A 23894-nucleotide genomic window follows, 5' to 3' on the forward strand; every position below is an offset into this window, starting at 1 on the left:
GTCCTCAGGCCCCCAATCGGGTGAGCAGATTCGACAACGCCTCCACCGCATTGATTTTCGCGGTCAGGTAGGCGTCGGGCTTGGGCTCGGTGTCGGCGACCGCTTTTTCCGGTCCGGCGAGATAGATCTGGTCGACGCCGGCGGCGCGGGCGGCGGCCACCACCTCACCGGCCTCCGCGCCGTAGCGGGCGTCGGTGCCGCACACGACGGCGACGGTCGGCGACCCGGCCGCCGACACCGCCGCGGCCACCCCGGCCGCGTCCAGCGGGCCGGGGTTGATCGCCTCGATCCCCCCGGAGGCCAGCAGGTTGGCCGCGAAGGTGCTGCGGATGTTGTGCTCGGCCAGCGGGCCCAGCGGCAGCAGCAGCGCCTGGGGCCGGGACCCCGCCCGCTCCAGGTAGGCGTCCGAGCGGTCGCGCAGCGCTTCGAATTCCGCGGCGTAGCGCCGCACCGGGGTGGTCGACTCGGTCGGCGGCAGCGGGGGTTCGGCCAGGTTCGGGTATTCGTTGACCCCGGTGATCGCGGTGCGCCGGTGCGCGATGTCGTCGGCGCGCTGGGCGGCGACCTCGGCGATCTGCTCGGCGATGTAGGCGCGGGCGGCGTCGAATCCGCCGCGCGCCGTGCGCTGTTCGGCGGCCTGGAAGTGCTGCCAGGCCTGCTGCGCGAGCTGCTGGGTGAGGTCTTCGACGAACCACGACCCGCCGGCGGGGTCCAACACCTGGCCCAGATGCGATTCCTCGAGCAGCAGCAGCTGGGTGTTGCGGGCCATCCGGCGCGAGAAGCTGGACGCGGTGTCCGGGAAGCCGCCGGGAATGGCGGTGTCGAACGGCCACACCAGGATGGTGTCGGCGCCGCCCACCCCGGCACCGAACGCGGCCAGCGTGGTGCGCAGCATGTTCACCCAGGGATCGCGCTGGGTCATCATCGGCAGCGAGGTCTGCGCGTGCACGGTGACCGCGCCGCGGTCCGGCTCGCCGACCACCTCGGCCACCCGCGCCCACAGCTGCCGGGCGGCCCGCATTTTCGCGATCGTCATGAATTGGTCGTCGTCGGCGGCCAGCCGGACACTGATCTGCCGCAAGGCCTCCGCCACCGAGAGGCCCGATTCGCCCAGCAGCCGCAGGTAGGCGACGGCCGCGGTGAGGCAGCCGGCGAGCTCCCACGCCGCGTCGGCGCCCAGGTTGTGGAAGGCCGGGCCGTCGACGGTGAGGGTCCGCAACCCGCCCGGGTGCCCGGCCAGCCGGGCCGCGACCGCGACCACGTCGTCGATCGCGGGGGCCGGGCGCCCGCTGAGCGGCGCGGTCAGCGGGTCCGCACCCAAATCGACCGACAGCGTCTGGTGCTTGGCTTCCTCGAGGTTTTCGACCAGGCCCAACACCGCGTCGGCCGCGGCGGTGAAGTCGGCACCGCCGGCGCCGTCAAAGACCACCGGCACCAACTCCAGGTAGATGCCTTCGAACAGCCGGTCCAGGTCGGTCGGTGCCACCCCGTCGGCGCCGATACGCAGCGCCAACGCGCTGACGCCCTCGGTTAGGGCCAGCAGCAACGCGCCGTTGGTCGCCGCGACCGACGCCTGGCCGTTGATCGGAAACGCTTCGGCGACTTTCCAGCCGGTATTGACATCCCGCGTCGCGTCTCCTCCCCGGACGAACGGCCAGGTGCCCGGCAGCGGCGGCTCCGGGAGCGCGTCGAGCGCGGTGTACAGCGGCCGGATGACCAACCCATCGCTGGCCGTGTCCAGCAGCCGCTCCGGCTCGTCACCGAGGTCGACCGGATCCCGCCGCGAACTCTTGGCCAACACTCCGGCTACCGCCGTGCGCCATCGGGCGCGGGCCTGCTCCAAGTCGGCGGACACGTCGATTGACACCGGCGGCTCCTGTTGTTACTCGCGAGTAGCGGCTCCAGTGCTACCCGACACGTGTTAACCAGGCTAAATGATGGCTCTCGGCGGGTGCGGGGCGAGGGGCGCCGGGGCACGAAACTCCACGCACGTGACGCAAGTTGTTCACCCTGGGCCCGTAACCTGGAGCCCGTGACGTCCCGCCTCCCCCAGCCGCTGCGCGGCGTGTGGCCTGCGGCCGTCGCGACGGTCCGTCAACTCCCCCGCCGCCGGATCCTGGCCACGGTGGGCGGGATCGTGGTCCTGGTGGCGGTGGCGCTGCTGGTGCCGGTGCCCACGGCGGTGCAGGTGCGGGACTGGGCGACCTCGGTGGGGCCGTGGTTTCCGTTGGCGTTTTTGGCCGCGCACATCGTGGTCACCGTGTTTCCGTTTCCCCGCACCGTGTTCACCCTGGCCGCCGGGTTGCTGTTCGGGCCGGTGCTGGGCGTGACGCTAGCGGTGGTCGCCAGCGCGGCCAGCGCGGTGATCGCACTGCTGCTGGTGCGGGCGGTGGGCTGGCAGTTCAGCCGGGTGCTGCGCCACCCGCGCGTCGATTCGCTCGACGACCGGCTGCGCCAGCGCGGCTGGCCGGCGATTTTGTCGCTGCGGATGATCCCGGCGGTGCCGTTCGCGGTGCTCAACTACGCGGCCGGTGCGTCGGCGGTGCGCACCCTGCCCTACACGCTGGCCACTTTGGTCGGCCTGCTGCCCGGCACCGCCGCGGTGGTGGTCCTCGGCAATGCGCTGACCGGCGATGTGAGCCCGCTGCTGTTTTTGGTGACGCTGTGCACGGCCGCCGTCGGGGTCGCGCTGCTGGTCTACGAGGTGCGCAGCCATCGTCGGCACCGGGCGCGGGCCGACGCCATCGAGGAGCCCGCCGAGCCCGCGGTCACCCGCTGAGCGCCGTCGGGGCGGTAACCGCCCGTGGGGCGGCTGCCCCGCGTGCGTCGAGATCGACGTTTCGGAGCGCCGCACTCGAACTTTTGCACGAAAACGTCGATCTCGGTGCGGCCGAGGGGCGCCGCCAATGCCGGGTGACGACCCCCGAAGTTAGGTGTACCTTACATCGGTAAGGCGATCTAACGTTAGGGCAGGTCCATGCGCAGGGCGACGCGGCGCTCGCCGCAGCAACCGGGTTCGGCGATGGTGCTCGCCCAGCTGGCCCCCGGCCAGCGGGGCACCATCGTCGGCGCGACGCCGCAGGCCGCGGCCGCGGTGGTCACCCGGCTGCGGCAGTTGGGGTTTCGCCCGGCCAGCCGGGTCGACGTGATCCGCCGGGCTCCGCTGGGTGATCCCACCATCTACCGCGTGCAAGACACCGAGCTGTGCCTGCGTCGCACCGAGGCGCAGTTGATCGAAGTCGTCCCGGACGGCGACCGATGACCACCTGTCACGACCGGCCGGCCGGCGCTGTTGTGGCAGGGGCGCGGCGGGTGGCGCTGGTCGGCAGCCCGAATGCGGGCAAGACCAGTGTCTTTAATCACCTGACCGGGTTGCGCGCCAAGACCGGCAACTATCCGGGTGTCACCGTGGGACGCAGTGTCGGCACGCTCACCGATGAGAACGTCGCGCTGGCGATCGAGGACCTGCCCGGCACCTACAGCCTGGACCCGATCAGCCCGGACGAGCAGGTGGTGACCGACCTGCTCGCCGGCGACCTCGACGGCGTCGAGCCCCCGGACGCGATCGTGCTGGTCGCCGACGCCACCACCCTGCGCCGCTCGGTGCTGCTGGTGGCGCAGGTGCTGCGCCTGGACCTGCCCTGCCAACTGGTGCTCACCATGACCGACGAGTTGACCGCCCGCGGCGGCCGGCTCGATCTGGAAGCCCTCTCGACCGCGCTGGGCATCCCGGTGACCGCCGTCGTCGCCCACCGCGGCTCCGGGATCGCGAAGCTGCGCGCCCAACTGCGCGCCATCGACTCCTGGCCGCGGCCGCCGGTGCTGCCCCCCGACGACGCCGACGCCGTCGACGCCTGGGGCACCTCGGTGCTGGCCGCCGCCGATTACGTAGCCCCGCACCACGACCGACGCACCGGCCGCATCGATGCGGTGGTGCTGCACCCGCTGTGGGGCACCGTCATCTTCTTCGCGGTGATGTTCGGTTTCTTCCAGGTCGTCTTCACCGTCGCCGCGCCGCTGCAGGATTGGGTGGCGCGCGGACTCGGGTGGCTAGGTGAGCAAGTCGCCGGGCACGTCGGCAACCCCGTGCTGCGCGGCCTGATCGGGGACGGCGTGATCGGCGGTGTCGGCACGGTGCTGCAGTTCATCCCGCAGATTGTGCTGCTGTTCTTGCTGATCGCCCTGCTGGAGAACGTGGGCTACATGTCGCGGGCCGCGTTCTTGATGGATGCGGTGATGGCCCGCACCGGTCTGGAAGGCCGCGCCTTCGTGGCGATGCTGTCCTCGTTCGCGTGCGCGGTGCCCGGGATTATGGCGACCCGGACGCTGCCGTCGTCACGCGACCGGATCGCCACCGTGATCAGCGCCCCGCTGATGACGTGTTCGGCACGGCTGCCGGTGTACACCCTGCTGGTCGGGTTGCTGGTGGCGCCGCACACCCGGTGGTGGGGTTTCAGCGCGCAGGGCGTCACCATGTTTCTGCTGTATCTCGGCGGGGGCACCTCGGCGTTGATCGCCGCCTGGGTGTTCAAGTCGACGATCCTGCGCAGCGATCTGCTGCCGTTCACCATGGAGCTGCCGCCGTATCGTTTCCCCTCCCCCACAGCGGTTCTGGTCACGATGTGGAACGCGGCGAAGATCTTCTTGCGGAAGGCCGGCACCGTCATCCTGGCCACCTCGTTGGTGCTGTGGGTGCTGCTGAACCTGCCCACCCGCGCCGCGGAAACCGCGCAGCTGGAGCCGGCCGCGGCGGCGTCCTACGTGATGGACCACAGCTACGCCGCCGACGTCGGTAAGGCGATCGAGCCGGTGTTCGCCCCGCTGGGCTTCGACTGGCGCACCGACGTCGCCCTGGTGGGGTCGTTGTCGGCGCGGGAGGTGTTCGTGTCCACCCTCGGCCAGGTGTCGGCGGCGACCAACCCCGAGGATCCGGGTGCGGCGTTGGCCACCCTGACCGATGAGCATGGCCAGCGGGTGTTCACCGCGCCGACGGTGATCGCGTTGATGGTGTATTTCATGTATGCGCTGCAGTGCATGTCGACGGTCGCGGTGATGCGCCGGGAAACCAACTCGTGGCGGTGGCCCGCGTTCGCGTTTGGCTACATGTTTGCGCTGGCCTGGGTGATGGCGTTCGCCGCCCGGTCGATCGCGATGGGGCTGGGCGCATGATCCCGATGCATGCGGTGGCGACCGGCAACCCGCAGCAACTGCGCTGGGTGATCCCCGCCGAGCACCTGCCGGCCGGTGGCACGGTGCTCCGCGCGCCGGGCCGGCTGGGCGCCTTGCTCGACGGTGCGGTGATCGAGGAACTGGTGGTGGGCCGTGCGGAGGTGGCGATCACGCTGGGCGCCGGGCACAGCTGGCGCGCCCGCGGCGACGAGGTCCGCGCGGCGCTCGGTGACGCCCTGGGGAGTCCGGGTAGCTGGCGGGTCGACGCGTCCGGGTCTGCCGCCGACCTGGCGCAGGTGACCGGGCAGCTGCTGGCCGGACCGATCGGTGCGCTGGCCGCATCCCACGGCGGGGCGGTTGAGCTGGTGGCGGTGGGCGGGGACCAGGTGCGGGTGCGGGTGACCCGCGCCTGCCCCGGCTGCCCCGCGGCCGGCTCGACGTTGCACGACAGGCTGCAACGCGACCTGCGCCGCCGCTTCGGCGATCAGGTGTGCGTTGTTGCCGAAAACGGCTCGGCCGCCCTGTCATTGGGCAAAAAGTTGCTGACACTCGTGGTCCGCTGAGACCAGCTTCGCGCCTCATTCGCCGAACGTGCACTGACGGCGGCTTTTCCGGCTAAATCCCGCCCTGGACGCACGTTCGGCGCTGGGGGCGATCCGTCCACCCGTTGCCGAGCGACTAAACATTTGTTTACAATTGTAAACATGCATTCACTCTCCGCCGATGACCGGACCGCGCGGGCGCGGATCCGCGATGAGGCGTTGCGGCTATTCGCCGAGCACGGGCCCGACGGCGTCACCCTGCGCGACATCGCGGCCGCGGCGGGCGTTTCCCCGGCGCTGCTGGTGCGGCACTACGGCTCCAAGGACGGGCTGATCGAGGCGGTGGACAACCACGTCGTCGCCACCTTCGAAGCGCTGCTGACCGAGATGACCCAGCAGACCGGCGCCAACGGGGTGGGCCCGGCCGCGCTGCCCAGCCTGTTGGACGGCTTCGCCGCCCTGCTGCCGCCGGGCTCGGCGATTCCGGCGTACGTGAGTCGGCTGTTGGTCGGCGGTGGCGCGGTGGGAGCGGCGCTGTTTGACCGGCTGTACCGGCTCAGCCGGGACACGCTCGACGCGATGGTCGCCGCCGGGACCGCCAGCCACGGCGACGATCCCGATGTCCGGGCGGCCTTCCTGCTGGTCAACGACCTCGCGGTGCTGACCCTGCGGCCCCGGCTGACCGAGGTGCTCGGCGTCGATCCGTTGTCGGAGGCGGGCATCAGGCGCTGGGCCGGTGAGGTTTTCGCCGTCTACCGCGACGGACTCGTCGGCGACACCTGACCCAAGGAGGCACCCATGTCCACCCTCGCCACCACCACCGCGCGGATCCTGCGCTCCCGCCGGCTGATGCGCGCCCCGATCTGGCTCTACCGCGCCCGCCTCGGCGGGCTGCTCGGCCCGCGGCTGTTGATGCTCGAGCACATCGGGCGTAAATCCGGGGCGCCCCGCTACGTAGTCCTCGAAGTCGTGGACCACCACACGCCCGACAGCTATGTGGTGGCCTCCGGTTTCGGTGACCGCGCCCAGTGGTTTCGCAATATCCAGGCGAATCCGCGGGTGCGGGTCTATGCCGGAAGTCACCCGCCCCGCCCCGCCACGGCGCGGGTCCTCGACCAGCGGGAGGCCGACCGCACCCTGGGCGGCTATATCGCTCGCCATCCCCGGGCCTGGGCTAGTTTCAAGGCCGTACTCGAGCGGACCCTCGGCACCGAGGTCACCGAAACCGATACCCCGCTGCCGCTGGTCGAACTGCGACTGGACGCCGCGTCATGACCACCCGCGAAGCGCGGGTTGGGTTGGGCCGCAGCTTTTTCGGGCCCCCGCGGCCCCGGACCGAAACCCTCCTGGCGGTCGCCGGCAGCGTGATCGTCACCGCCTTGCTCGCCGGCTATGTGTGGCAACTGGGCGGGTGGCGGGACCGGTCGGCGCTGCAGATCGCGGTCCTGGCGGTCATCATCGTCGACCTGATCGCCGGCATCTTCACCACCTCGTCCCCCACCGCCAACCGCTGGTACCACCGCGCGAATGCCCGCCGGTTCCGGCTCGGGTTTGTGCTGGTCCACACGTCCTACTTCGTCGTCCCGGCACTGGTGTTCGGCACCGGGTGGGTGTGGGCGATCGCGAACTCCGGTCTGCTGCTGGGTGCGGCGGCCGTGATCGAATCCGCCCCGATCGAGCACAAACGGACCGTGGCCGTCGGCGCGGCGCTGACCGCGGCGCTGATTGGGTTGATCTGGCTGCCGCTGCCGGCCGCGCTGGGCTGGCTGCCGGTGTTGCTCTTCGTCAAGGTGCTGGTGTGCTTCCTGGTGCCGGCCGACGGCCGCCCATGATGAATGCATACATTGCTATGTACGCATTCTTTGGGTAGTGTCGCGGGCATGACTGAATCAGACCACCAGACCCACTCCCACCCCGAGCACACCCACGGCCCCGACTGCGGCCACGAGGCGATCCCGCACGGCGACCACGTGGACTACCTGCACGACGGCCACCGGCACGCCGCCCACGGCGACCACTACGACGAGCACTAACCCGCAACGGCTTTGGGCGCCGTCAATCCCCACCCGTCAGGTCGCGGCCGAGCAGCGCCGCGGCCTGACCGGCGATCCCGGCCACGATGTCGGCCGCGGACGCGGACGCGTGAATCACCCCGACCGCCTGACCCACGATGATGTTGGCGATACGGTAGTCGCCGTCGGCCACCGCCCGCTGGTATTGGGCGACAACATCATCCAGGTTCGCGCGCAGGTCGGGTTCGGCGCCGTGCCAACGGTCGGTGAAGGCGTTACGCAGCACCGCCATCGGCTGCCCCTCCGGCCACCGGTGGCCGCGGACAATGTCGTAAACGCTGGTGCGGCAGGTGCTGTCACCGTTGGCCGACGCGACGATGTCGCGGGCGTGCGCGGTCGACAATGCCTCGGCGGCGGCGTAGAAGCGGGTGCCCATCAGCACCCCGGCCGCGCCCAGCATCAGCGCCGCGGCCAGCCCGCGCCCGTCGGCAATCCCGCCGGCGGCCAGCACCGGAGTGCCGTTAGCCAGGTCGACGACCTCGGGCACCAGTGTCATCGTGGAGCGGTGGCCGTAGCCGTGCCCGCCGGCCTCGCTGCCCTGGGCCACCAGCACATCGGTGCCGACCTGCAGCGCCCGCTCGGCCTGGTCGAGGTTTTGCACCTGGCAGATCAGCGACGCGCCCGACGCCCGGATCTGGTCCGCGAATGGCGCGGGGTCGCCGAACGAAAGCATCACCGCCGCCGGGCGATACCCCAGCGCCACGTCGAGCAGCCGCGGCTGGGTCGCCAACGCCCAGGTGATGAACCCGCAGCCGACCCGGGCGCCGTCGGCCAGCGCGAATTGGTGCCGCAGCCAGGTCTCGTCGCCGTAGCCGCCGCCGATCAGGCCCAGCCCGCCCGCGGCGCTGACCGCGGCGGCCAATTCGCCTCCCCCGACTCCGGCCATCGGCGCGGACACGATGGGATAGTCGATGCCCAGCAGTTCGGTGGCCGCGGTGGGCAGCGTCATCGCGGTGCGTCCGGACCCTTCACCGTCATCGCCGCATACGTCGCCAGGAACGACGCCGCCGGAATGGTGTTCACCACCTTGTCCTTGGCCCGGATGTGCGCGCCCACCGCGAGCGCGAAATACAGCGTCAGCATCGCCGTGGTCACCCGCGCCAGCGCCGGAAAGCGGCTCGCCGCGAGCAGGCCGATCACCGACGCGGCCTTCGACACCGGCAGCACCCACCGGACATTCTCCGGGACGCCCAGTGCGTCAAGGGTTTTCGCGATGTAGGAGATCGGGATCGCGCACGCCACCGCGTCACCGGCCTGGAACGCGGCCAGTGCGGCGTAGGTTTTCGGAGAGGTCAAAGCGCCCATAATCAAACTCTACGACCCGCATTGACTCTGCGCTGAGGACGGGGGTTACTCGCACTTTTGCGCCCCCAGCGCAGAGTCAACGCCAGGCGGGCCGTCTCACTGCCCCGGCGGCGGGTAGGCGCCGGGCGCCTGCTGCGGCGGCGGCAGCGCACCGGGAACCGGCTGCTGGTGCCGGGGCGGCTGGGCCAGCGGCACCGTGCCGTCCACCGGCTTGCGGGCGTCGGCCTCGGCCTTGGCGACGGCCTCGACGATCGCCGGATCGGTTTCGGTGGAGAACCAGTCGGCGACCTCCTCGGAGTCGTCCTCCGGTCGGGGCAGGTCGTTCTCCACCGGCGACGGCTGGTAGCGGAACACCCCGTCCTCCCCGGGTGCGCCGAGCAGCTTGGTGAAACCCTGCAGTGCCGAGCCGAAGTCGCTGGGCACCACCCACACCTTGCTGGCCTCGCCCTTGGCGATCTCCGGCAGCACCTGCAGGTACTGGTAGGCCAGCAGTTCCGGGGTGGGCCGGCCGGATTTGATCGCGGCGAACGTCTTCTCGATGGCCTTGGCCTGGCCTTGCGCCTGCAGGTAGGCGGCGGCCCGCTCCCCCTGGGCGCGCAACATCCGGGACTGCCGGTCGGCCTCGGCGGCCAGGATCGCGGCCTGCTTGGCGCCCTCGGCGGCCAGGATCTCCGCCTGCTTCTGGCCCTCGGCCTGTTTGATCGCCGACTCCCGGGCGCCTTCGGCGGTCAGGATCATCGCCCGCTTCTCCCGGTCGGCCTTCATCTGCTTTTCCATCGACGCCTGAATCGACGGCGGCGGGTCGATGCTGCGCAGTTCCACCCGCGCCACCCGCAGCCCCCAGCGGCCGGTCGCCTCGTCCAGCACGCCGCGCAGCTGGCTGTTGATCACCTCGCGCGAGGTCAGCGTCTGCTCCAGCGTCATCCCGCCGACCACGTTGCGCAGCGTGGTGGTCGCCAGCTGCTCGACGCCGACGATGTAGTTGCTGATCGCGTACACCGCCGCCTGCGGGTTGGTGACCTGGAAATACACCACGGTGTCGATCGAGAGCGTCAGGTTGTCCTCGGTGATCACCGGCTGCGGCGGGAAGGACACCACCCGCTCGCGCAGATCCACCCGGGCGCGCACCCGGTCGATGAACGGCACCAGCAGCGTCAGCTGCCCGCTGACCGTGCGGCTGTAGCGGCCCAGCCGTTCGATCACCGCGGCCTCGGCCTGCGGAATCAGGGCGATCGACTTGGCCACCACGACGGCCGCGAACACCACCAAGACGACCAGCAACACCAGACCGGCAGCGGCGCCATCCATGGGAACTCCTTCTCCTTGACGTTCTCTAGACGTTCTTCCAGACCACCGCGGTGGCGCCGTCGATGTGCATGACCGTCACCTTGTCCCCGGGCTCGTAGACGTCGCCGTCGTTGAGGGGCCGCGCCGTCCACACATCGCCGTCGACCTTGACCTGGCCCTGGTGGCTGGCGACCCGGTCGAGCACCAGCGCGCTCTTGCCTTCCAGCGCCTGGATACCGGTCGTCGTATCCGGCGCGGGGGTGAGCCGCCGCCGCAGCCCGGGCCGCACCAGCACCAGTAGCAGCACCGACACCACCAGGAATACCGCGCCGTCGGCCCAGACCTGCCAGTCCAGCAGCGCGCTGGTTCCGGCGGCGGCCAGCGCGCCCCCACCGAGCATCAGCAAAAACATGTCACCGGTCAGTACTTCGGCACCAGCCAGACCCAACGCGACGATCAGCCAGATCAGGGCGGCAGGCATAACGCCAGCCTATCGCGTCGACGGGTCTGGCACGGGCGGCAATATTAGACTCGTCGTCATGTGGTGCCCAAGCGCAACCCTGTCGGTGTGGGCCAATGCCTGGCTGGCCGGACAGGCCGCGCCCGACGATGTTCTGGACGCGCTAACACTTTGGGCGCCAAGACAATCGGTGACTGCCTACGACGCCGTCGCGGCCGGCAACACCGGCCTGCCGTGGCCGGATGTGCACGAGGCGGGGGTGATGTCGCTGCTGCAGACGGTGCGCGCGGCCGCCGGCCGGCCCACGGCGCCGGCGATCGCGATGGTGTTGCCGGTGCCCGGCGACGTGCGCGGGCTCCCCGCCGGAACGCAGTTCGAACGCGACGCGCTGACCGCCGGCGAGGCGCTGCTCGTCGCCGACCCCGACGGTTCCGACACCGCGATCGGGCTGGTGCCCGACTTCGAACACGACGACGCCGACGACAACACGTCGGCGATCCAGACGCTGTCCTGGACGGTGTATGCGCTGCCCGGCGCGCCGGTCCTGGATCATCACGACCTGGGCGAGGCCGAACACGCGCTGCGCTCGGCGGTGCGGTCGGCCGCCGATGCGCTGGCCGCTATCGAGCTGGGCGGCACCGACGCCGCCGGGGACGATCCGCGGGCCTTGGTCGCGCAGGTGCTGGAAACGGCACGGCATCACCAGGTTCCCGACCACGCCCCGCCGCGCGCAGTGCGGGTATTGGACAACGCCGCGCACGTCGATGCGATCCTCACCGTCGAAGGATTGATGCCGATCGGGGCGCAATCGTCGTCGGACGCGCAACTGGCCGGCACCGCCCTGCGTCCGTTGGCCGCCGTGGTCCGCTCGGCGCGCATCGCCGCGGTCAACGCGATCGTGCAGTCCGCGTGGCGGGTTTAGGCGGGTTCGGCCACGCAATGCGGGGGTCGACACGGCGCGCCGTTGACACCAAACCCGCAGCCGGGCACCGGCTCTGGGCCACGGGACCGTGCCGGCTCCTGGCCGTAGCGCAGCTCGTCGACCAGTTCTCGCGCCAGCCGGGCGAAGCGCCGGTCGGCGTTGGGAGTGGCCGCGCGGGCGAACGCGATGCCCGCCTCCTCGGCCTGCAGCCGCAACTCGTGGTCTAGATCCCAGACCACCTCGATGTGGTCGGCGACAAAACCGATCGGGCACACGATGACGGCCGCGGTCCCGGCCAACGTGGTGAGATGGTCGGCGACATCGGGTGCCAGCCACGGGATCTGCGGCGGCCCGGAGCGCGACTGCCACACCTGGTCGTAGTCCGCATAGCCCGCCGCGGCGGCAACCAGCCGAGCGGCGTAGCCGACCTGGCGGCTGTACAGGTAAGGGCCGTGGCGTTGGTCGGCGGCCACCGGGATCGAATGGGCGGTGAACACCAGGCGTGCGTCGCCGCGCAGCGCGGCGGGCAACGTCTCGGCCGCCGCGGCGATGGCGTCGGCGAACATCGCCACGAACAGCGGATGGTCGAAGTACTGGCGCAGCTTGACCAGTTCCGGGGCGCCCGCACCGACCGCCCCGCGGGCCCGGGCGATGTCCTCGACATATTGGCTGCAGCTGGACAACCCGCCCCACGCCGAGGTGGTGAATACCGCCGCGCGCTGAACACCGTTGTCGGCCATGGCCGCAACGGCGTCTTCGACGTAGGGTTCCCAGTTGCGGTTGCCGAAGTACACCGGCAGATCCAGTTCGGCGCGCAGCTGCTCGATCAGGGCCCGGTTGATGCCGTTGATCGGCGACACGCCGCCGAAATGCAGGTAATGCTCGGCGACGGCGTCGAGTCGCTCCGGGGGCACCCCGCGTCCGCGGGTGACGTTTTCCAGGAACGGCCGCACCTGCTCGGGCCCTTCGGGCCCGCCGAACGAGAGGAGCAGGACGGCGTCGAACTGCATCTACAGCAGCTGCGTGTGGGCGCCGCCGTCGGCGTAGATGACCGTGCCGGTGGTGGACGGCAACCAGTCGGAGAGCACCGCGCACACCGTCTTGGCCACCGGGGTGGGGTCTTTCATGTCCCAGCCGACCGGGGCCCGCTGATCCCAGCCCTCCTCCAGCAGCCGCATCTGCTCGCCGGCCTCTTCACCCAGCGCGCCGCCGACGATGGCGCTCATCGCCAGCGTCCGGATCGGCCCGGCCGCAACCAGGTTGGACCGCACGCCGTGCGGACCCACCTCGCGGGCCACGAACCGGTTCACCGATTCCAGCGCGCTCTTGGCGACGGTCATCCAGTTGTAGGCCGGCATCGCGCGGGTGGGGTCGAAGTCCATCCCCACGATGGACCCGCCGTGGTTCATGATGGGCAGCACCGCCTTGGCCAGCGAGGCGTAGGAGTACGCCGAGATGTGGATGCCCTTGGCGACGTCCTCGTAGGGCGCATCGAAGAACGGGTTGATACCCATCCCGGTTTGCGGCATGAAGCCGATCGAGTGCACCACCCCGTCGAGCTTGTTGCCCTCCCCGATCACCTCGGTGACCCGGGCGGCCAGGGTGTCCAGGTGCTCGTTGTTTTGCACATCGAGTTCTAGCAGCGGCGGCTTGGCCGGCAGCCGGTCGAGGATGCGCTCGATCAGCCGCAGCCGGTCAAACCCGGTACACACCAGCTGGGCGCCCTGTTCCTGGGCGACCCGGGCGATGTGGAACGCGATCGAAGAGTCGGTGATGATCCCGGTGACCAGGATCCGCTTACCTTCCAGAAAGCCTGCCATGTCAGTCCTTTGCTCCTAGTGGCCCATGCCCATGCCGCCGTCGACGGGGATCACCGCGCCGGCGATGTAGGTGGCGTCCTCGGACGCCAGGAAGCTGACCGCCCCGGCCACCTCCTCGGCGGTGCCGACCCGCTTGGCCGGGATGAAGTCCAGCGCGCCGGCCTGGATCCGCTCATCCAGGGCGCGGGTCATCTCGGTGTCGATGTAGCCGGGCGCGACCACGTTCGCGGTGACACCGGCCTTGGACAGCTCCCGGGAGATCGAGCGGGCCATGCCGATCAGGCCGGCCTTGGCGGCCGCGTAGTTGGCCTGGTTGCCGATCCCCCAGGTGCCGGAGACCGAACCGATGAAGATGATCCGGCCGAACCGCTTGCGCTGCATGCTGCGCGAGGCGCGCTGCGCGACCCGGAATGCGCCGGTGAGGTTCGCGTTGATGACCTCCTCGAAGCGTTCCTCGGTCATCCGCATCAGGAACGCATCCTTGGAGATGCCGGCGTTGGACACCAACACCTCGACCGGCCCCTGGTGTTCCTCGACCTCTTTGAAGGCGCGGTCGACGGCGGCGTTGTCGGTGACATCGCACTCGACCCCGAACAGACCATCGGGCGCCCCGGACCCGCGGTGGGTTACCGCCACCTTGTGCCCGTCGGCGGCGAGGCGTCGCGCGATCGCCAGGCCGATCCCCCGGTTACCACCCGTGACCAGTACCGACCGGGACACGAACGGCGGTTTGCCACCCTCGGAGTTCTCGTTAGCAACGTCAGTCACGTTGCTCAACTTATCGCCTCGGCGTGGCAACGCAGAAATCGAGTCTGCGTACCGGGCGCCGAGGCGCTATTCCGGCAGCCGTCGGTTGATCAGCAGCGCCGCCAGCCCGGCCAGCGCCAGCACCAGCGAGCCCAGCCGCAGCCAGCCGGTGGAGGCGTCGCCGCGGATCGTCTCGTACCCGATCTGATCTTGCAGCGTCGAGTAGACGTCCTTGAGCTGCTCCAGGCTGGACGCGGTGTAGAAGCTGCCGCCGGACAGGTCGGCGATCTTCTTCAGCGAATCGTCGTCGACGGGCACCGGCTGCCGTTGGCCGTTGATCTCCACATACCCGTACCGGGTGCCGAACGAAATCGTCGACACCGGAACACCTTGGTCCTTGGCGGTCCGGGCCGCGGTGAACGCCCCCTTGGGGTTGTCCGGGTTGGACGGCACGGTCTCCTTGCCGTCGGACTCCAACACGATGCGCGCCGGGGGCGGGGTGTCGCCGCCGCCGATCACCGCGCCGACGGTGGCGATGGCCTGCAGCGCGGTGAAGATGCCCTCCCCGGTGGCGGTGCGGTCGGCCAGCTGCAGCTTGTCGATCGCGGCCTTGGTGGCCTCCCGGTTGGTGGTCGGGGACACCAGCACCGTCGCGGTGCCGGCGTAGGCGATCAACCCCAGGTTGATGCCGGGGGTGAGTTCGTCGGCGAACTGCTTACCCGCCTCCTGCGCGGCGGCCAACCGGCTGGGGTCGACGTCGGTGGCCCGCATGGACTGCGACACGTCGATCACCAGCATCACCACCGCGCGGTTACGCGGGATCCGGACGTCGTGCGTCGGGCCGGCCATCGCCACCGTGAGCAGCACCAACGACAACACCAGCAAAATCGCGGGCAGGTGGCGCCACTGGCTGGGCCGTTTGGGCGCCACGCTCTCCAGCAGCTCCATGTTGGCGAACCGCAGCATTCGCTTGTGCCGCGCGGCCTGCACCACCACATACAGCGCGACCAAGGCCACGACGACGAACAGGAACAGGAAAAACCAGGCGTGGGCGAAACCGGACAGTGTCATTGGCCCGAGCAGCGGCAGTGTCATTAATGGCCTGTCTCTTCGTGCGGGTCAGTGCGGCGAGCAGACGCAAAAGCCCCGATTTCGGCGAAGAAATGGGGGCTTTTGCGTCTGCTCGCCCGGGGTGGAGATCATTGGAGCCCCGCCAGGGCACCGCGCCGACGGGATTCGACGAACCGGACGATGTCGGCGATCCAGTCGCGGCCGGTGCTCAGCGACAACAGCGGCGCCCCGCAGCTGCGCAGCGTGCGGGCCACGTCGGCGCGGTGGGCCGCGGCGGCCTTGGCGAAATCGTCGCGCAGTTGCTCGTCGATGGTGAACTCGCGGGTGACCCCGGACTCGGTGTCCTGCAGGATCACGTCGCCCACGTTGGGCAGCGCGGTGTCGCGGGGATCGAGCACCTCGATGCCGAGCACCTCGTGTCGGGCCGCGATCGCCCGCAGCGGGCGCATCCAGTTGATCGGGCCCAAAAAGTCGCTGATGATGACGGCCATGCCGCGGCGCCGCTCCGGGCGGCGCAGCGCGTCGATGGCGACCGCCAGATCGCCGCGCACCCCGACCGGCGCCTTGGGCATGGTGGCGATGGTGCGCAGCAGCGTCTGCTCATGCTGGCGACCCGACCGCGCCGGCACCCGGACGATGCGTTCCCCGTTGGCGATCAGCGCGCCGAGCCGGTTGCCGCCGCCGCTGTTGAGGTAGGTGATCGCGGCCGCGGCCGCCACCGCCAGGTCCCGTTTCTCGCAGCCGGTGGTGCCGAAATCCAGGCTGGCCGACATGTCGACCACCAGCCAGGTTTCCAGCTCCCGGTCGGCGATCTCCTGCCGCACGTGCGGGTGGGTGGTGCGGGCGGTGACCGCCCAGTCCATCCGGCGCACGTCGTCGCCGGGCTGGTAGAGCCGCGACTCGCCGGGCTCGGAGCCCGGCCCCGGAATCAGGCCCAGGTGGTCGCCGTGCAGCACCCCGTCGAGCTTGCGTCGGACGGTCAGTTCCAGGGTGCGCAGCGCCGCCGCCAGCTTCGGGTCGTTGATATCGCCACGCAGCATCGACGGCGGATGCGCGGCCCCCGACTGGGCCCGGGTGCCCGGATCGCTCACCGAGCGCTGGCCGCCGCCGTCGGAGCCACCGGCGGCGCCGAACTCGGTTGCTGCGGCACGGCGTTCACCTGCGGCAGGGCCACCGTTTGCAGCACCCGGTTGATGACGATCTCCGGGGTGATCTCGTCGGCCAGCGCGTCGTAGGTCAGCACCAGCCGGTGGCGCAGCACGTCGGGGATGACCTCGATGACGTCCTGCGGGATCACGTAGTCGCGGCCGCGGACCAGCGCCAGCGCCCGCGCGGAGGCGATGATGCCCAGCGACGCGCGCGGCGAGGCGCCGTAGCCGACCCAGTTCTTCACGTCGGGCATGCCGAACTGCTCCGGGCGGCGGGTGGCCTCCACCACGCGGACCACGTAGTCGACCAGCGCGTGGTGCACGAAGTTGTTCGCCGCCCGTTCCTGCAGCCGCAGCAGGTCGCCGGTCTGCAGGATCTGCTTGGGCTCCGGCGGCTTGACCCCCATCCGGTAGATGATCTCGCGCTCCTCTTCCGAGGACGGGTAATCCACGTTGATCTTGAACAGGAAGCGGTCGCGCTGCGCCTCGGGCAGCGGGTAGACCCCCTCATGCTCGATCGGGTTCTGGGTCGCCATCACCAGGAACGGGTTGGGCAGCGGGAACGTCTTGCCCCCGATGGACACCTTGCGCTCCTGCATGACCTCCAGCAGCGCGGACTGCACCTTGGCCGGGGCGCGGTTGATCTCGTCGGCGAGCAGGAAGTTGACCACCACCGGGCCGAGCTCGGTGTCGAACTCCTCTTTGCCCTGCCGGTAGATGCGGGTACCGATGATGTCGGTGGGCACCAGGTCCGGGGTGAACTGGATGCGGGCGAACGTCCCGCCGACCACCCGGGCGAAGGTCTCCACCGCCAGGGTCTTGGCCACCCCGGGCACACCCTCGAGCAGCACGTGGCCTCGGGCCAGCAGCCCGACCAGAATCCGTTCCACCAGCTGGTCCTGGCCGACGATGATCCGTTTGACCTCGAAGATGGCCCGCTCCAGCGCGTGCACGTCGGCGGACAGCCCGTTACCGGGCGCCTCCGCTCCGGAAAATCCGCTGGCGCCCGCCGGCGCTCCATCTGCTGACGTCATCGACAACCCTCCACAAGCTCCGTGGGACACGACTGCTTACACGGCCGGCGGCCGCGGGGCAGCTGCGTGCCCTCGTTTCACTATTCCAGGCCTCTGGGATTCCGTCGACGCACGGGCCCACCCCAATCGCCCGGACCTGCTCCGCACCGCCCGATCAGTACTCGATGATCCGGGTCAGATACGGCGTCATCCCGGGTGTGCGCACCGGGCTGATGGTGACCTTGCCGGCGATGCTGGACGCCTCCAGCATCTTGCCCCCGCCCAGGTACATCGTGACGTGCTGGCTGCCGCCGGGCCCGTAGAAGATCAGGTCGCCGCGCCGGGCCTGCTCGCGCGGGATGTGCCGGCCGGCGTTGTACTGGTCACCGGAGAACCGCGGGATGAGCACCCCGACACCGGCGAACGCGTAGCGCATCAGCCCCGAACAGTCGAAGCCGACGATGTTGGCCCCGTCGTCGATGCCTTTGCTGGGGCCGGTCAGCGAGCCCCCACCCCACGAATAGGGCACCCCCATCTGGGAGCCGGCGCGCCGGATGACGTACTCGATCGCCTCGCGGCCGCGCACCCGCTGCCCGGGTTTGACGCCGGCGGCCGGGTCGTTGGGGCCGACGTTGATGCCGAGCCCGCCCAGGAACTTGCGCCCCAGGTCCATCGTGGTCTGGGTGGCCTGCGCGGTGGCCTGCAAGGACGCGTTCGCGACGGCGAGCGGGTCCCCGGGCGCGCCGGCGCTGATGATCTGCGGCAGCGTCGGGTCCCACTCGCCCTCGGCCGCGGCCGGACCGGCCAGCCCGATCATCAGCGGAATCACCGCGACGATCAGCCAGGCCACTCTGCTGAGGCGAAAACGGTTCGCGCGCATGGGTCCTTTCGTCAGTACTCGATGTAGCGGACCACGTAGGGCGTCATCCCGCTGGTGCGGACCGGCGCCACCCGCACGGTCAATCCGACGTCCGGGGCCTCCAGCATCTGGCCGTTGCCCAGGTAGATCGTCACGTGCTGGCTGCCGCCGGGGCCGTAGAAGATGACGTCGCCGCGGCGCATCTGGGCGGACGGAATCTTGCGGCCCATGTCGTACTGCGAACCCGAGTAGTGCGGCAGCTTGATGCCGACCCCGGCGAACGAGTACAGCACCAGACCGGAGCAGTCGAAGCCCACCGTGCCGGACCCGGAGCCGATGCCGCGGCTGGGCCCGGCGGCGTTCCCGCCGCCCCAGGAATACGGCACGCCCAGCTGCGACATACCGCGCCGGATCACGTACTCGGAGGCCTGCCGCCCGTACACCCGGGGGATGGCGCCGTTGGTGTAGCCGCTGCTGGTCGGTGCCAGACCGATGCTCTGCATGAACTTGTGGCCCATCTGCTGGGTCACCTGCGCCGACGTCGCCGAGTACCCCAGCAGGGTGTTCACGATGGCGATCGGGTCGCCGCTGACGAACGCGCTGGGCACCATCGGCAGCGTCGGGTCCCATTCGCCGTCCCAGTTGCCGGGGCGCTTGGGCGCCGCCGCGCCCGGGCCGCCGCCCTCCCAGCGGTCGCCGGACGGGGCGCCCGCGGTCGGTACCGGACCGCCGGCTGGGGCGGCGGCTTGGCGGGCGGCGTCGAGTTTGGCCTGGGCCTCGTTGCGCTGTGCGGCCAGCTGATTGATCTGCTGTTGCTGGTCGCCGAACGTGCGCTGGGTCTCGGTGAGCTTGGCCACCGCCGCGTCCTGGCTGGCCTGGGCGTCGGCGACGGCCTGGTCGGCCTTTTGTTTGGCCAGCCGCGCCTCGGACTCCTTATTGACCTGTTCGGTGCGGGCCCGCTGCAGCTTGGTCATCGCCTGCTCGGAGCTGGCCGACAGCGTCTGGCCGGCGCTGGCGGTGGCGATCATGTCGTCGGGGGTGGTGGCGGTCAGGTAGCCGTCCGACGGACCGTTCACGTAGGTGGCCACCGCGAATTTGTCGAACCGCCGCTGGGCCGTGGCGATCGCGGCGTTGGCGTCGGTGACCGCCTGCTGGCTGGCGTCCACGTTGCGCTGGGCGGCCTCGGCGTCCTCGCGCGCGGTCTGGACGTCCACCAGCGCCTTGTTGACGCTTTCCTTTTCGGTCTGAATCTGTGCGCCCAGGTCCTGCAGCCGCTGGTTGGCCTGGGCCACGTCGGCGATCAGCGCGGCCAGGCTGTCCGGGGCGGGATCGGCGCTGGCCAGACCGGGTGCGCACAGCAGCATGGCCGCGGTCACGGCCAGCGGAACGGCGGGTCGGGCGATCCTGGCGACCAGCGGGAGCGGAGAGCCGCGGCGGGTGCGTCTCATTCGACTCGGGTCTCCTATGGCTCAACGCGGACGGACGGCGCCAGCCCTCAGCAGCCACTGAAAGCACATACGCAACACAGGCACCTCTTGAACCGTACGTCACAATTGACTCTGCGGGAACTTTGGTCACAAACCACATTGGTGTAAGTAAAACGGTTGTGACCGAATGGTGACCTACCGAATTTGCCGTCGCGCTAGGACGGCCGCGTTAGATGAGGGAAAGACGGGCTGCTCAGTCGCCCTGCGACGGGCTCTCTGCGACCGCGGCGGATCGTTTGCTGACCTGTTGCAGCATCCGGGTGCCGATCACCACCGCCACGACCCCGATCAGCATCGCGATGGTGAATGCGGTCCACGGGAACTCGGGTTTGTGCAACTCCCCCACGAAATTCTGCGCCGAGACCACCGGGTTGCCCTTCTTGGCGTGGTCTTCGGCGGCCTCCAGCTTGGAGCGATCGAACTGCCCGCTGTAGCTGCCGACATAGGACGGGCTGAGGACCAGCACGGTGGCGTCCGGGTACTCGGCGCCCACCACGGTGGCCACATCGCGCAGCATCGTGTCGATGATCGGGTTGGCGTTGGTCACCACGATCTTGAGGTCGATGCCGTCGTGGCTGGCCTCTTGGACCACGTTGCGCAGGGCCGGAACCTGGTCCGGCGCGCTCACCGCGTCGTCGGCGACGTCTTGTTTGACCCGGTCCATGCATTCGTCGGGCGGCGTCGCCGGGTTGAGGCCGACACTCGTGCAGATGACGTCGGGGATCTCCGTCGGCGCGTGCGGGATGGTCACGGTCGGAAACGGTATCAGCGGCCGGGTGAGAATAGCCGCGGGACGGAGTCGAGCCGGTCGACTGGCGCCCCAGGGCGCCCGCACGTTGACTGTGCGTCCACGGCGGCCCTGCGCGTTGACTGTGCGTCCACGGCGGCCCCGACGCGCTCGGCGGCGCCGCTGATGCACAGTCAACGCCGCGATTACACACTCAACGTCCGGGGTGAACACGACCGCTCCGGCTGAACGCGACCGCCGACGCGCCGTCCCCGCGGTCGCATGCCGCGCCTTGGGTGACAACCCGCGCTCAACGGGGCAAGACTGGGCAGTATCGGCGCACTATCGGGAACCGCCGAATTGCAGGACAGCCGTACTGTTAGAGTGTTCCCGGCCGTCGGCTCAGCCCTGTCGACGGTGAGAACTCAATCTCGGGGAGTTGATGTGACCAGCAAAGATTCGGTGAATTCGTTCGGAGCCCGCGACACCCTCAACGTCGGGGACACCTCGTATCAGATCTACCGCCTCGACGCCGTCCCCGGGACCGAGAAACTGCCCTACAGCCTGAAGGTCCTGGCGGAGAACCTGCTGCGCAACGAGGACGGCAGCAACATCACCAAGGACCACATCCAGGCCATCGCCAACTGGGATCCGTCCGCCGACCCGAGCATCGAGATCCAGTACACCCCGGCCCGGGTGGTCATGCAGGACTTCACCGGTGTGCCCTGCATCGTCGACCTGGCCACCATGCGGGAGGCCATCGGCGACCTGGGCGGGGACCCGAGCAAGGTGAACCCGCTGGCGCCGGCCGACCTGGTGATCGACCACTCGGTGATCGCCGACCTGTTCGGCCGCGCCGACGCCTTCGAGCGCAACGTCGAAATCGAGTACCAGCGCAACGGTGAGCGCTACCAGTTCCTGCGCTGGGGCCAGGGCGCGTTCCGCGACTTCAAGGTGGTGCCGCCGGGCACCGGCATCGTGCACCAGGTCAACATCGAGTACCTGGCGCACGTGGTGATGAACCGCGACGGGGTGCTCTACCCGGACACCTGCGTGGGCACCGACTCGCACACCACCATGGTCAACGGCCTGGGCGTGCTGGGCTGGGGTGTCGGCGGTATCGAAGCCGAGGCCGCCATGCTCGGCCAGCCGGTGTCGATGCTGATCCCGCGGGTGGTCGGCTTCAAGCTGACCGGTGAGATCCAGCCCGGCGTGACCGCCACCGACGTGGTGCTCACCGTCACCGAGATGCTGCGCAAGCACGGCGTGGTGGGCAAGTTCGTCGAGTTCTACGGCAAGGGCGTGGCCCAGGTGCCGCTGGCCAACCGCGCCACGCTGGGCAACATGAGCCCCGAATTCGGTTCCACCGCAGCAATTTTCCCGGTCGACGAGGAGACCATCGACTACCTGCGGTTCACCGGGCGCGACGAGCAGCAGCTGGCGTTGGTGGAGGCCTACGCCAAGCGCCAGGGCATGTGGCACGACCCCAGCCACGAGCCGGCCTACTCGGAGTACCTCGAACTGGACCTGTCCGATGTGGTGCCGTCGATCGCCGGACCCAAGCGCCCGCAGGACCGGATCGCGCTGTCGGACGCAAAGACCGCGTTCCGCAAGGACATCCACAACTACGTCAACGAAGAGGGCGTGACCCCGCACACCCAGCTCGACGAGGCCGTCGAGGAGTCGTTCCCGGCCAGTGACCCGGCCACCCTGTCGTTCGCCGACGACGGCGCCGTGCTGCCGTCGGCGGCCAACGGCGCCGAGGGCCGCCCGTCCAAGCCGGCGCCGGTCAAATCCGAGCGGGGCGAGTTCGTCCTCGACCACGGTGCGGTGGCGATCGCCGCGGTCACGTCGTGCACCAACACCTCCAACCCGGAGGTGATGCTGGGCGCGGCACTGCTGGCCCGCAACGCCGTCGAGAAGGGCCTGACCAGCAAGCCGTGGGTGAAGACCACCATGGCCCCGGGCTCGCAGGTGGTCAACGACTACTACGACAAGGCCGGCCTGTGGCCGTACCTGGAGAAGCTCGGCTTCTACCTGGTGGGCTACGGCTGCACCACCTGCATCGGCAACTCCGGTCCGCTGCCCGAGGAGATCTCCAAGGCCGTCAACGACAACGACCTGTCGGTGACCGCGGTGCTGTCGGGGAACCGCAACTTCGAGGGCCGCATCAACCCGGACGTGAAGATGAACTACCTGGCGTCGCCGCCGCTGGTCATCGCCTACGCGCTGGCCGGGACGATGGACTTCGACTTCGAGTCCGAACCGCTGGGCCAAGACAAGGACGGCAATGACGTGTTCCTGCGCGACATCTGGCCGTCGCAGAAGGACGTCTCGGACACCATCGCCTCGGCGATCAACTCCGAGATGTTCACCAAGAACTACGCCGACGTGTTCAAGGGCGACGAGCGGTGGCGCAACCTGCCCACCCCCAGCGGCGACACCTTCGAGTGGGATGCGAACTCGACGTATGTGCGCAAACCCCCCTACTTCGACGGGATGCCGGCCAAACCCGAACCGGTGGGCGACATCACCGGGGCGCGGGTCTTGGCACTGCTGGGCGATTCGGTGACCACCGACCACATTTCGCCGGCCGGCAGCATCAAGCCGGGTACCCCGGCGGCGCAGTACCTCGACGAGCACGGGGTGCAGCGCGCGGATTACAACTCGTTCGGGTCGCGCCGCGGCAACCACGAGGTGATGATCCGGGGCACCTTCGCCAACATCCGGCTGCGTAACCTGCTGCTCGACGACGTCTCCGGCGGCTACACCCGGGACTTCACCCAGGACGGCGGCCCGCAGGCGTTCATCTACGACGCGGCGCAAAACTATGCGGCACAAGACATCCCGCTGGTGGTGCTGGGCGGCAAGGAGTACGGCTCGGGTTCGTCGCGGGACTGGGCGGCCAAGGGCACCCGGCTGCTCGGGGTGCGCGCGGTGATCGCCGAGTCCTTCGAGCGCATCCACCGGTCCAACCTGATCGGCATGGGTGTGATCCCGTTGCAGTTCCCCGAGGGCGAGTCGGCGGCGTCGCTGAAGCTCGACGGCACCGAGGTGTTCGACATCACCGGCATCGAAGCCCTCAACAACGGCAAGACGCCGAAGACGGTGCACGTCAAGGCCAGCAAAGACGGTGCGGACCCGGTCGAGTTCGACGCGGTGGTGCGCATCGACACCCCCGGGGAGGCCGACTACTACCGCAACGGCGGCATCTTGCAGTACGTGCTGCGCAACATGCTGAAGTCCAGCTAGCACGGGGCCACCC

24 protein-coding genes are annotated in these 23894 nt (G+C 69.8%); 10 read left to right on the top strand and 14 right to left on the bottom strand.

Translation table 11 applies throughout. From position 1 onward, the window contains the following. Positions 1-4 precede the first annotated feature (4 nt). Positions 5-1867: a methylmalonyl-CoA mutase small subunit gene (mutA, locus tag BKN37_RS04300; RefSeq protein WP_071022086.1), complete on the bottom strand. Its 1863-nt coding sequence runs from the start codon at positions 1865-1867 to the stop codon at positions 5-7. 165 nt (positions 1868-2032) lie between these two features. On the opposite strand from mutA, the gene BKN37_RS04305 reads away from it, so the two are divergent. The 8 genes from BKN37_RS04305 (at position 2033) to BKN37_RS04340 (ending at position 7744) form a co-directional block, all read left to right on the top strand. Continuing rightward, entirely contained in the window at positions 2033-2779 is a 747-nt protein-coding gene (locus BKN37_RS04305) for a TVP38/TMEM64 family protein (RefSeq protein ID WP_071022091.1), read from the top strand. A 198-nt stretch (positions 2780-2977) separates the two neighbouring features. Then, on the top strand, positions 2978-3262 hold the full coding sequence (locus tag BKN37_RS04310; protein WP_242657074.1) for a FeoA family protein: 285 nt from the start codon (positions 2978-2980) through the stop codon (positions 3260-3262). Further along, positions 3259-5169, top strand: coding sequence for a ferrous iron transporter B (gene feoB / locus BKN37_RS04315; protein WP_071022095.1), 1911 nt, complete (start codon positions 3259-3261; stop codon positions 5167-5169). Before BKN37_RS04310 ends, feoB begins: the two co-directional genes overlap by 4 nt. After that, positions 5166-5732 (top strand): NifU family protein, encoded by a 567-nt coding sequence (locus BKN37_RS04320; RefSeq protein ID WP_071022098.1) that lies wholly within the window; start codon positions 5166-5168, stop codon positions 5730-5732. The genes feoB and BKN37_RS04320 overlap by 4 nt, the downstream gene beginning before the upstream one ends. 141 nt (positions 5733-5873) lie before the next feature. Beyond that, on the top strand, positions 5874-6494 hold the full coding sequence (locus BKN37_RS04325; protein ID WP_071022102.1) for a TetR/AcrR family transcriptional regulator: 621 nt from the start codon (positions 5874-5876) through the stop codon (positions 6492-6494). A gap of 15 nt (positions 6495-6509) precedes the next feature. Continuing rightward, positions 6510-6986, top strand: a complete 477-nt coding sequence (locus tag BKN37_RS04330) for a nitroreductase family deazaflavin-dependent oxidoreductase (protein ID WP_071022105.1) — start codon at positions 6510-6512, stop codon at positions 6984-6986. After that, complete coding sequence (locus tag BKN37_RS04335; RefSeq protein WP_071022109.1) at positions 6983-7543, top strand: hypothetical protein; 561 nt, start codon at positions 6983-6985, stop codon at positions 7541-7543. The genes BKN37_RS04330 and BKN37_RS04335 overlap by 4 nt, the downstream gene beginning before the upstream one ends. 48 nt (positions 7544-7591) lie before the next feature. Beyond that, a complete protein-coding gene (locus tag BKN37_RS04340) occupies positions 7592-7744 on the top strand; it encodes a zinc transporter permease (protein WP_071022112.1) in 153 nt (50 codons plus the stop codon). Between the two features lie 22 nt (positions 7745-7766). Here BKN37_RS04340 and BKN37_RS04345 read toward each other — a convergent pair whose 3' ends face one another. The 4 genes from BKN37_RS04345 to BKN37_RS04360 form a co-directional block, all read right to left on the bottom strand. Next, positions 7767-8732 (bottom strand): NAD(P)H-dependent flavin oxidoreductase, encoded by a 966-nt coding sequence (locus BKN37_RS04345; protein WP_071022117.1) that lies wholly within the window; start codon positions 8730-8732, stop codon positions 7767-7769. Continuing rightward, positions 8729-9088: a DoxX family protein gene (locus BKN37_RS04350; protein ID WP_071022120.1), complete on the bottom strand. Its 360-nt coding sequence runs from the start codon at positions 9086-9088 to the stop codon at positions 8729-8731. The genes BKN37_RS04345 and BKN37_RS04350 overlap by 4 nt, the downstream gene beginning before the upstream one ends. Positions 9089-9184: 96 nt before the next feature. After that, positions 9185-10396, bottom strand: coding sequence for an SPFH domain-containing protein (locus tag BKN37_RS04355; protein WP_071022123.1), 1212 nt, complete (start codon positions 10394-10396; stop codon positions 9185-9187). Positions 10397-10421: 25 nt separating this feature from the next. Beyond that, complete coding sequence (locus tag BKN37_RS04360) at positions 10422-10856, bottom strand: NfeD family protein (RefSeq protein WP_071022126.1); 435 nt, start codon at positions 10854-10856, stop codon at positions 10422-10424. Positions 10857-10914: 58 nt separating this feature from the next. On the opposite strand from BKN37_RS04360, the gene BKN37_RS04365 reads away from it, so the two are divergent. Beyond that, positions 10915-11757, top strand: a complete 843-nt coding sequence (locus BKN37_RS04365; protein WP_071022129.1) for a hypothetical protein — start codon at positions 10915-10917, stop codon at positions 11755-11757. On the opposite strand, the gene BKN37_RS04370 is transcribed toward BKN37_RS04365, so the two are convergent. From BKN37_RS04370 to BKN37_RS04410, 9 genes are all read right to left on the bottom strand, one after another. Next, a complete protein-coding gene (locus BKN37_RS04370) occupies positions 11754-12767 on the bottom strand; it encodes a ferrochelatase (protein ID WP_071022132.1) in 1014 nt (337 codons plus the stop codon). The genes BKN37_RS04365 and BKN37_RS04370 overlap by 4 nt on opposite strands. Next, on the bottom strand, positions 12768-13577 hold the full coding sequence (gene inhA / locus BKN37_RS04375; RefSeq protein WP_071022136.1) for an NADH-dependent enoyl-ACP reductase InhA: 810 nt from the start codon (positions 13575-13577) through the stop codon (positions 12768-12770). Positions 13578-13592: 15 nt separating this feature from the next. Beyond that, the gene (fabG1, locus tag BKN37_RS04380) at positions 13593-14345 is read right to left on the bottom strand and encodes a 3-oxoacyl-ACP reductase FabG1 (protein ID WP_165618289.1); all 753 of its coding nucleotides are present in this window, start codon (positions 14343-14345) and stop codon (positions 13593-13595) included. Positions 14346-14411: 66 nt separating this feature from the next. Continuing rightward, positions 14412-15419, bottom strand: a complete 1008-nt coding sequence (locus BKN37_RS04385) for a VWA domain-containing protein (protein ID WP_071022143.1) — start codon at positions 15417-15419, stop codon at positions 14412-14414. 104 nt (positions 15420-15523) lie between these two features. Continuing rightward, positions 15524-16435, bottom strand: coding sequence for a DUF58 domain-containing protein (locus BKN37_RS04390; RefSeq protein ID WP_071022233.1), 912 nt, complete (start codon positions 16433-16435; stop codon positions 15524-15526). A gap of 47 nt (positions 16436-16482) precedes the next feature. Beyond that, positions 16483-17577 (bottom strand): chaperone MoxR1, encoded by a 1095-nt coding sequence (moxR1, locus tag BKN37_RS04395; protein WP_071022147.1) that lies wholly within the window; start codon positions 17575-17577, stop codon positions 16483-16485. A 154-nt stretch (positions 17578-17731) separates the two neighbouring features. Next, on the bottom strand, positions 17732-18436 hold the full coding sequence (gene ripB / locus BKN37_RS04400) for an NlpC/P60 family peptidoglycan endopeptidase RipB (protein WP_071022150.1): 705 nt from the start codon (positions 18434-18436) through the stop codon (positions 17732-17734). Between the two features lie 11 nt (positions 18437-18447). Then, entirely contained in the window at positions 18448-19863 is a 1416-nt protein-coding gene (ripA, locus tag BKN37_RS04405) for an NlpC/P60 family peptidoglycan endopeptidase RipA (RefSeq protein WP_071022153.1), read from the bottom strand. Positions 19864-20095: 232 nt separating this feature from the next. Then, the gene (locus BKN37_RS04410; protein WP_071022156.1) at positions 20096-20653 is read right to left on the bottom strand and encodes an Rv1476 family membrane protein; all 558 of its coding nucleotides are present in this window, start codon (positions 20651-20653) and stop codon (positions 20096-20098) included. 420 nt (positions 20654-21073) lie between these two features. Here BKN37_RS04410 and acnA point away from each other — a divergent pair, with 420 nt between their 5' ends. Further along, a complete protein-coding gene (acnA, locus tag BKN37_RS04415; protein WP_071022160.1) occupies positions 21074-23881 on the top strand; it encodes an aconitate hydratase AcnA in 2808 nt (935 codons plus the stop codon). Positions 23882-23894 lie beyond the last annotated feature (13 nt).

The organism is Mycobacterium talmoniae (assembly GCF_001854525.1).
GTDB lineage: Bacteria > Actinomycetota > Actinomycetes > Mycobacteriales > Mycobacteriaceae > Mycobacterium > Mycobacterium talmoniae.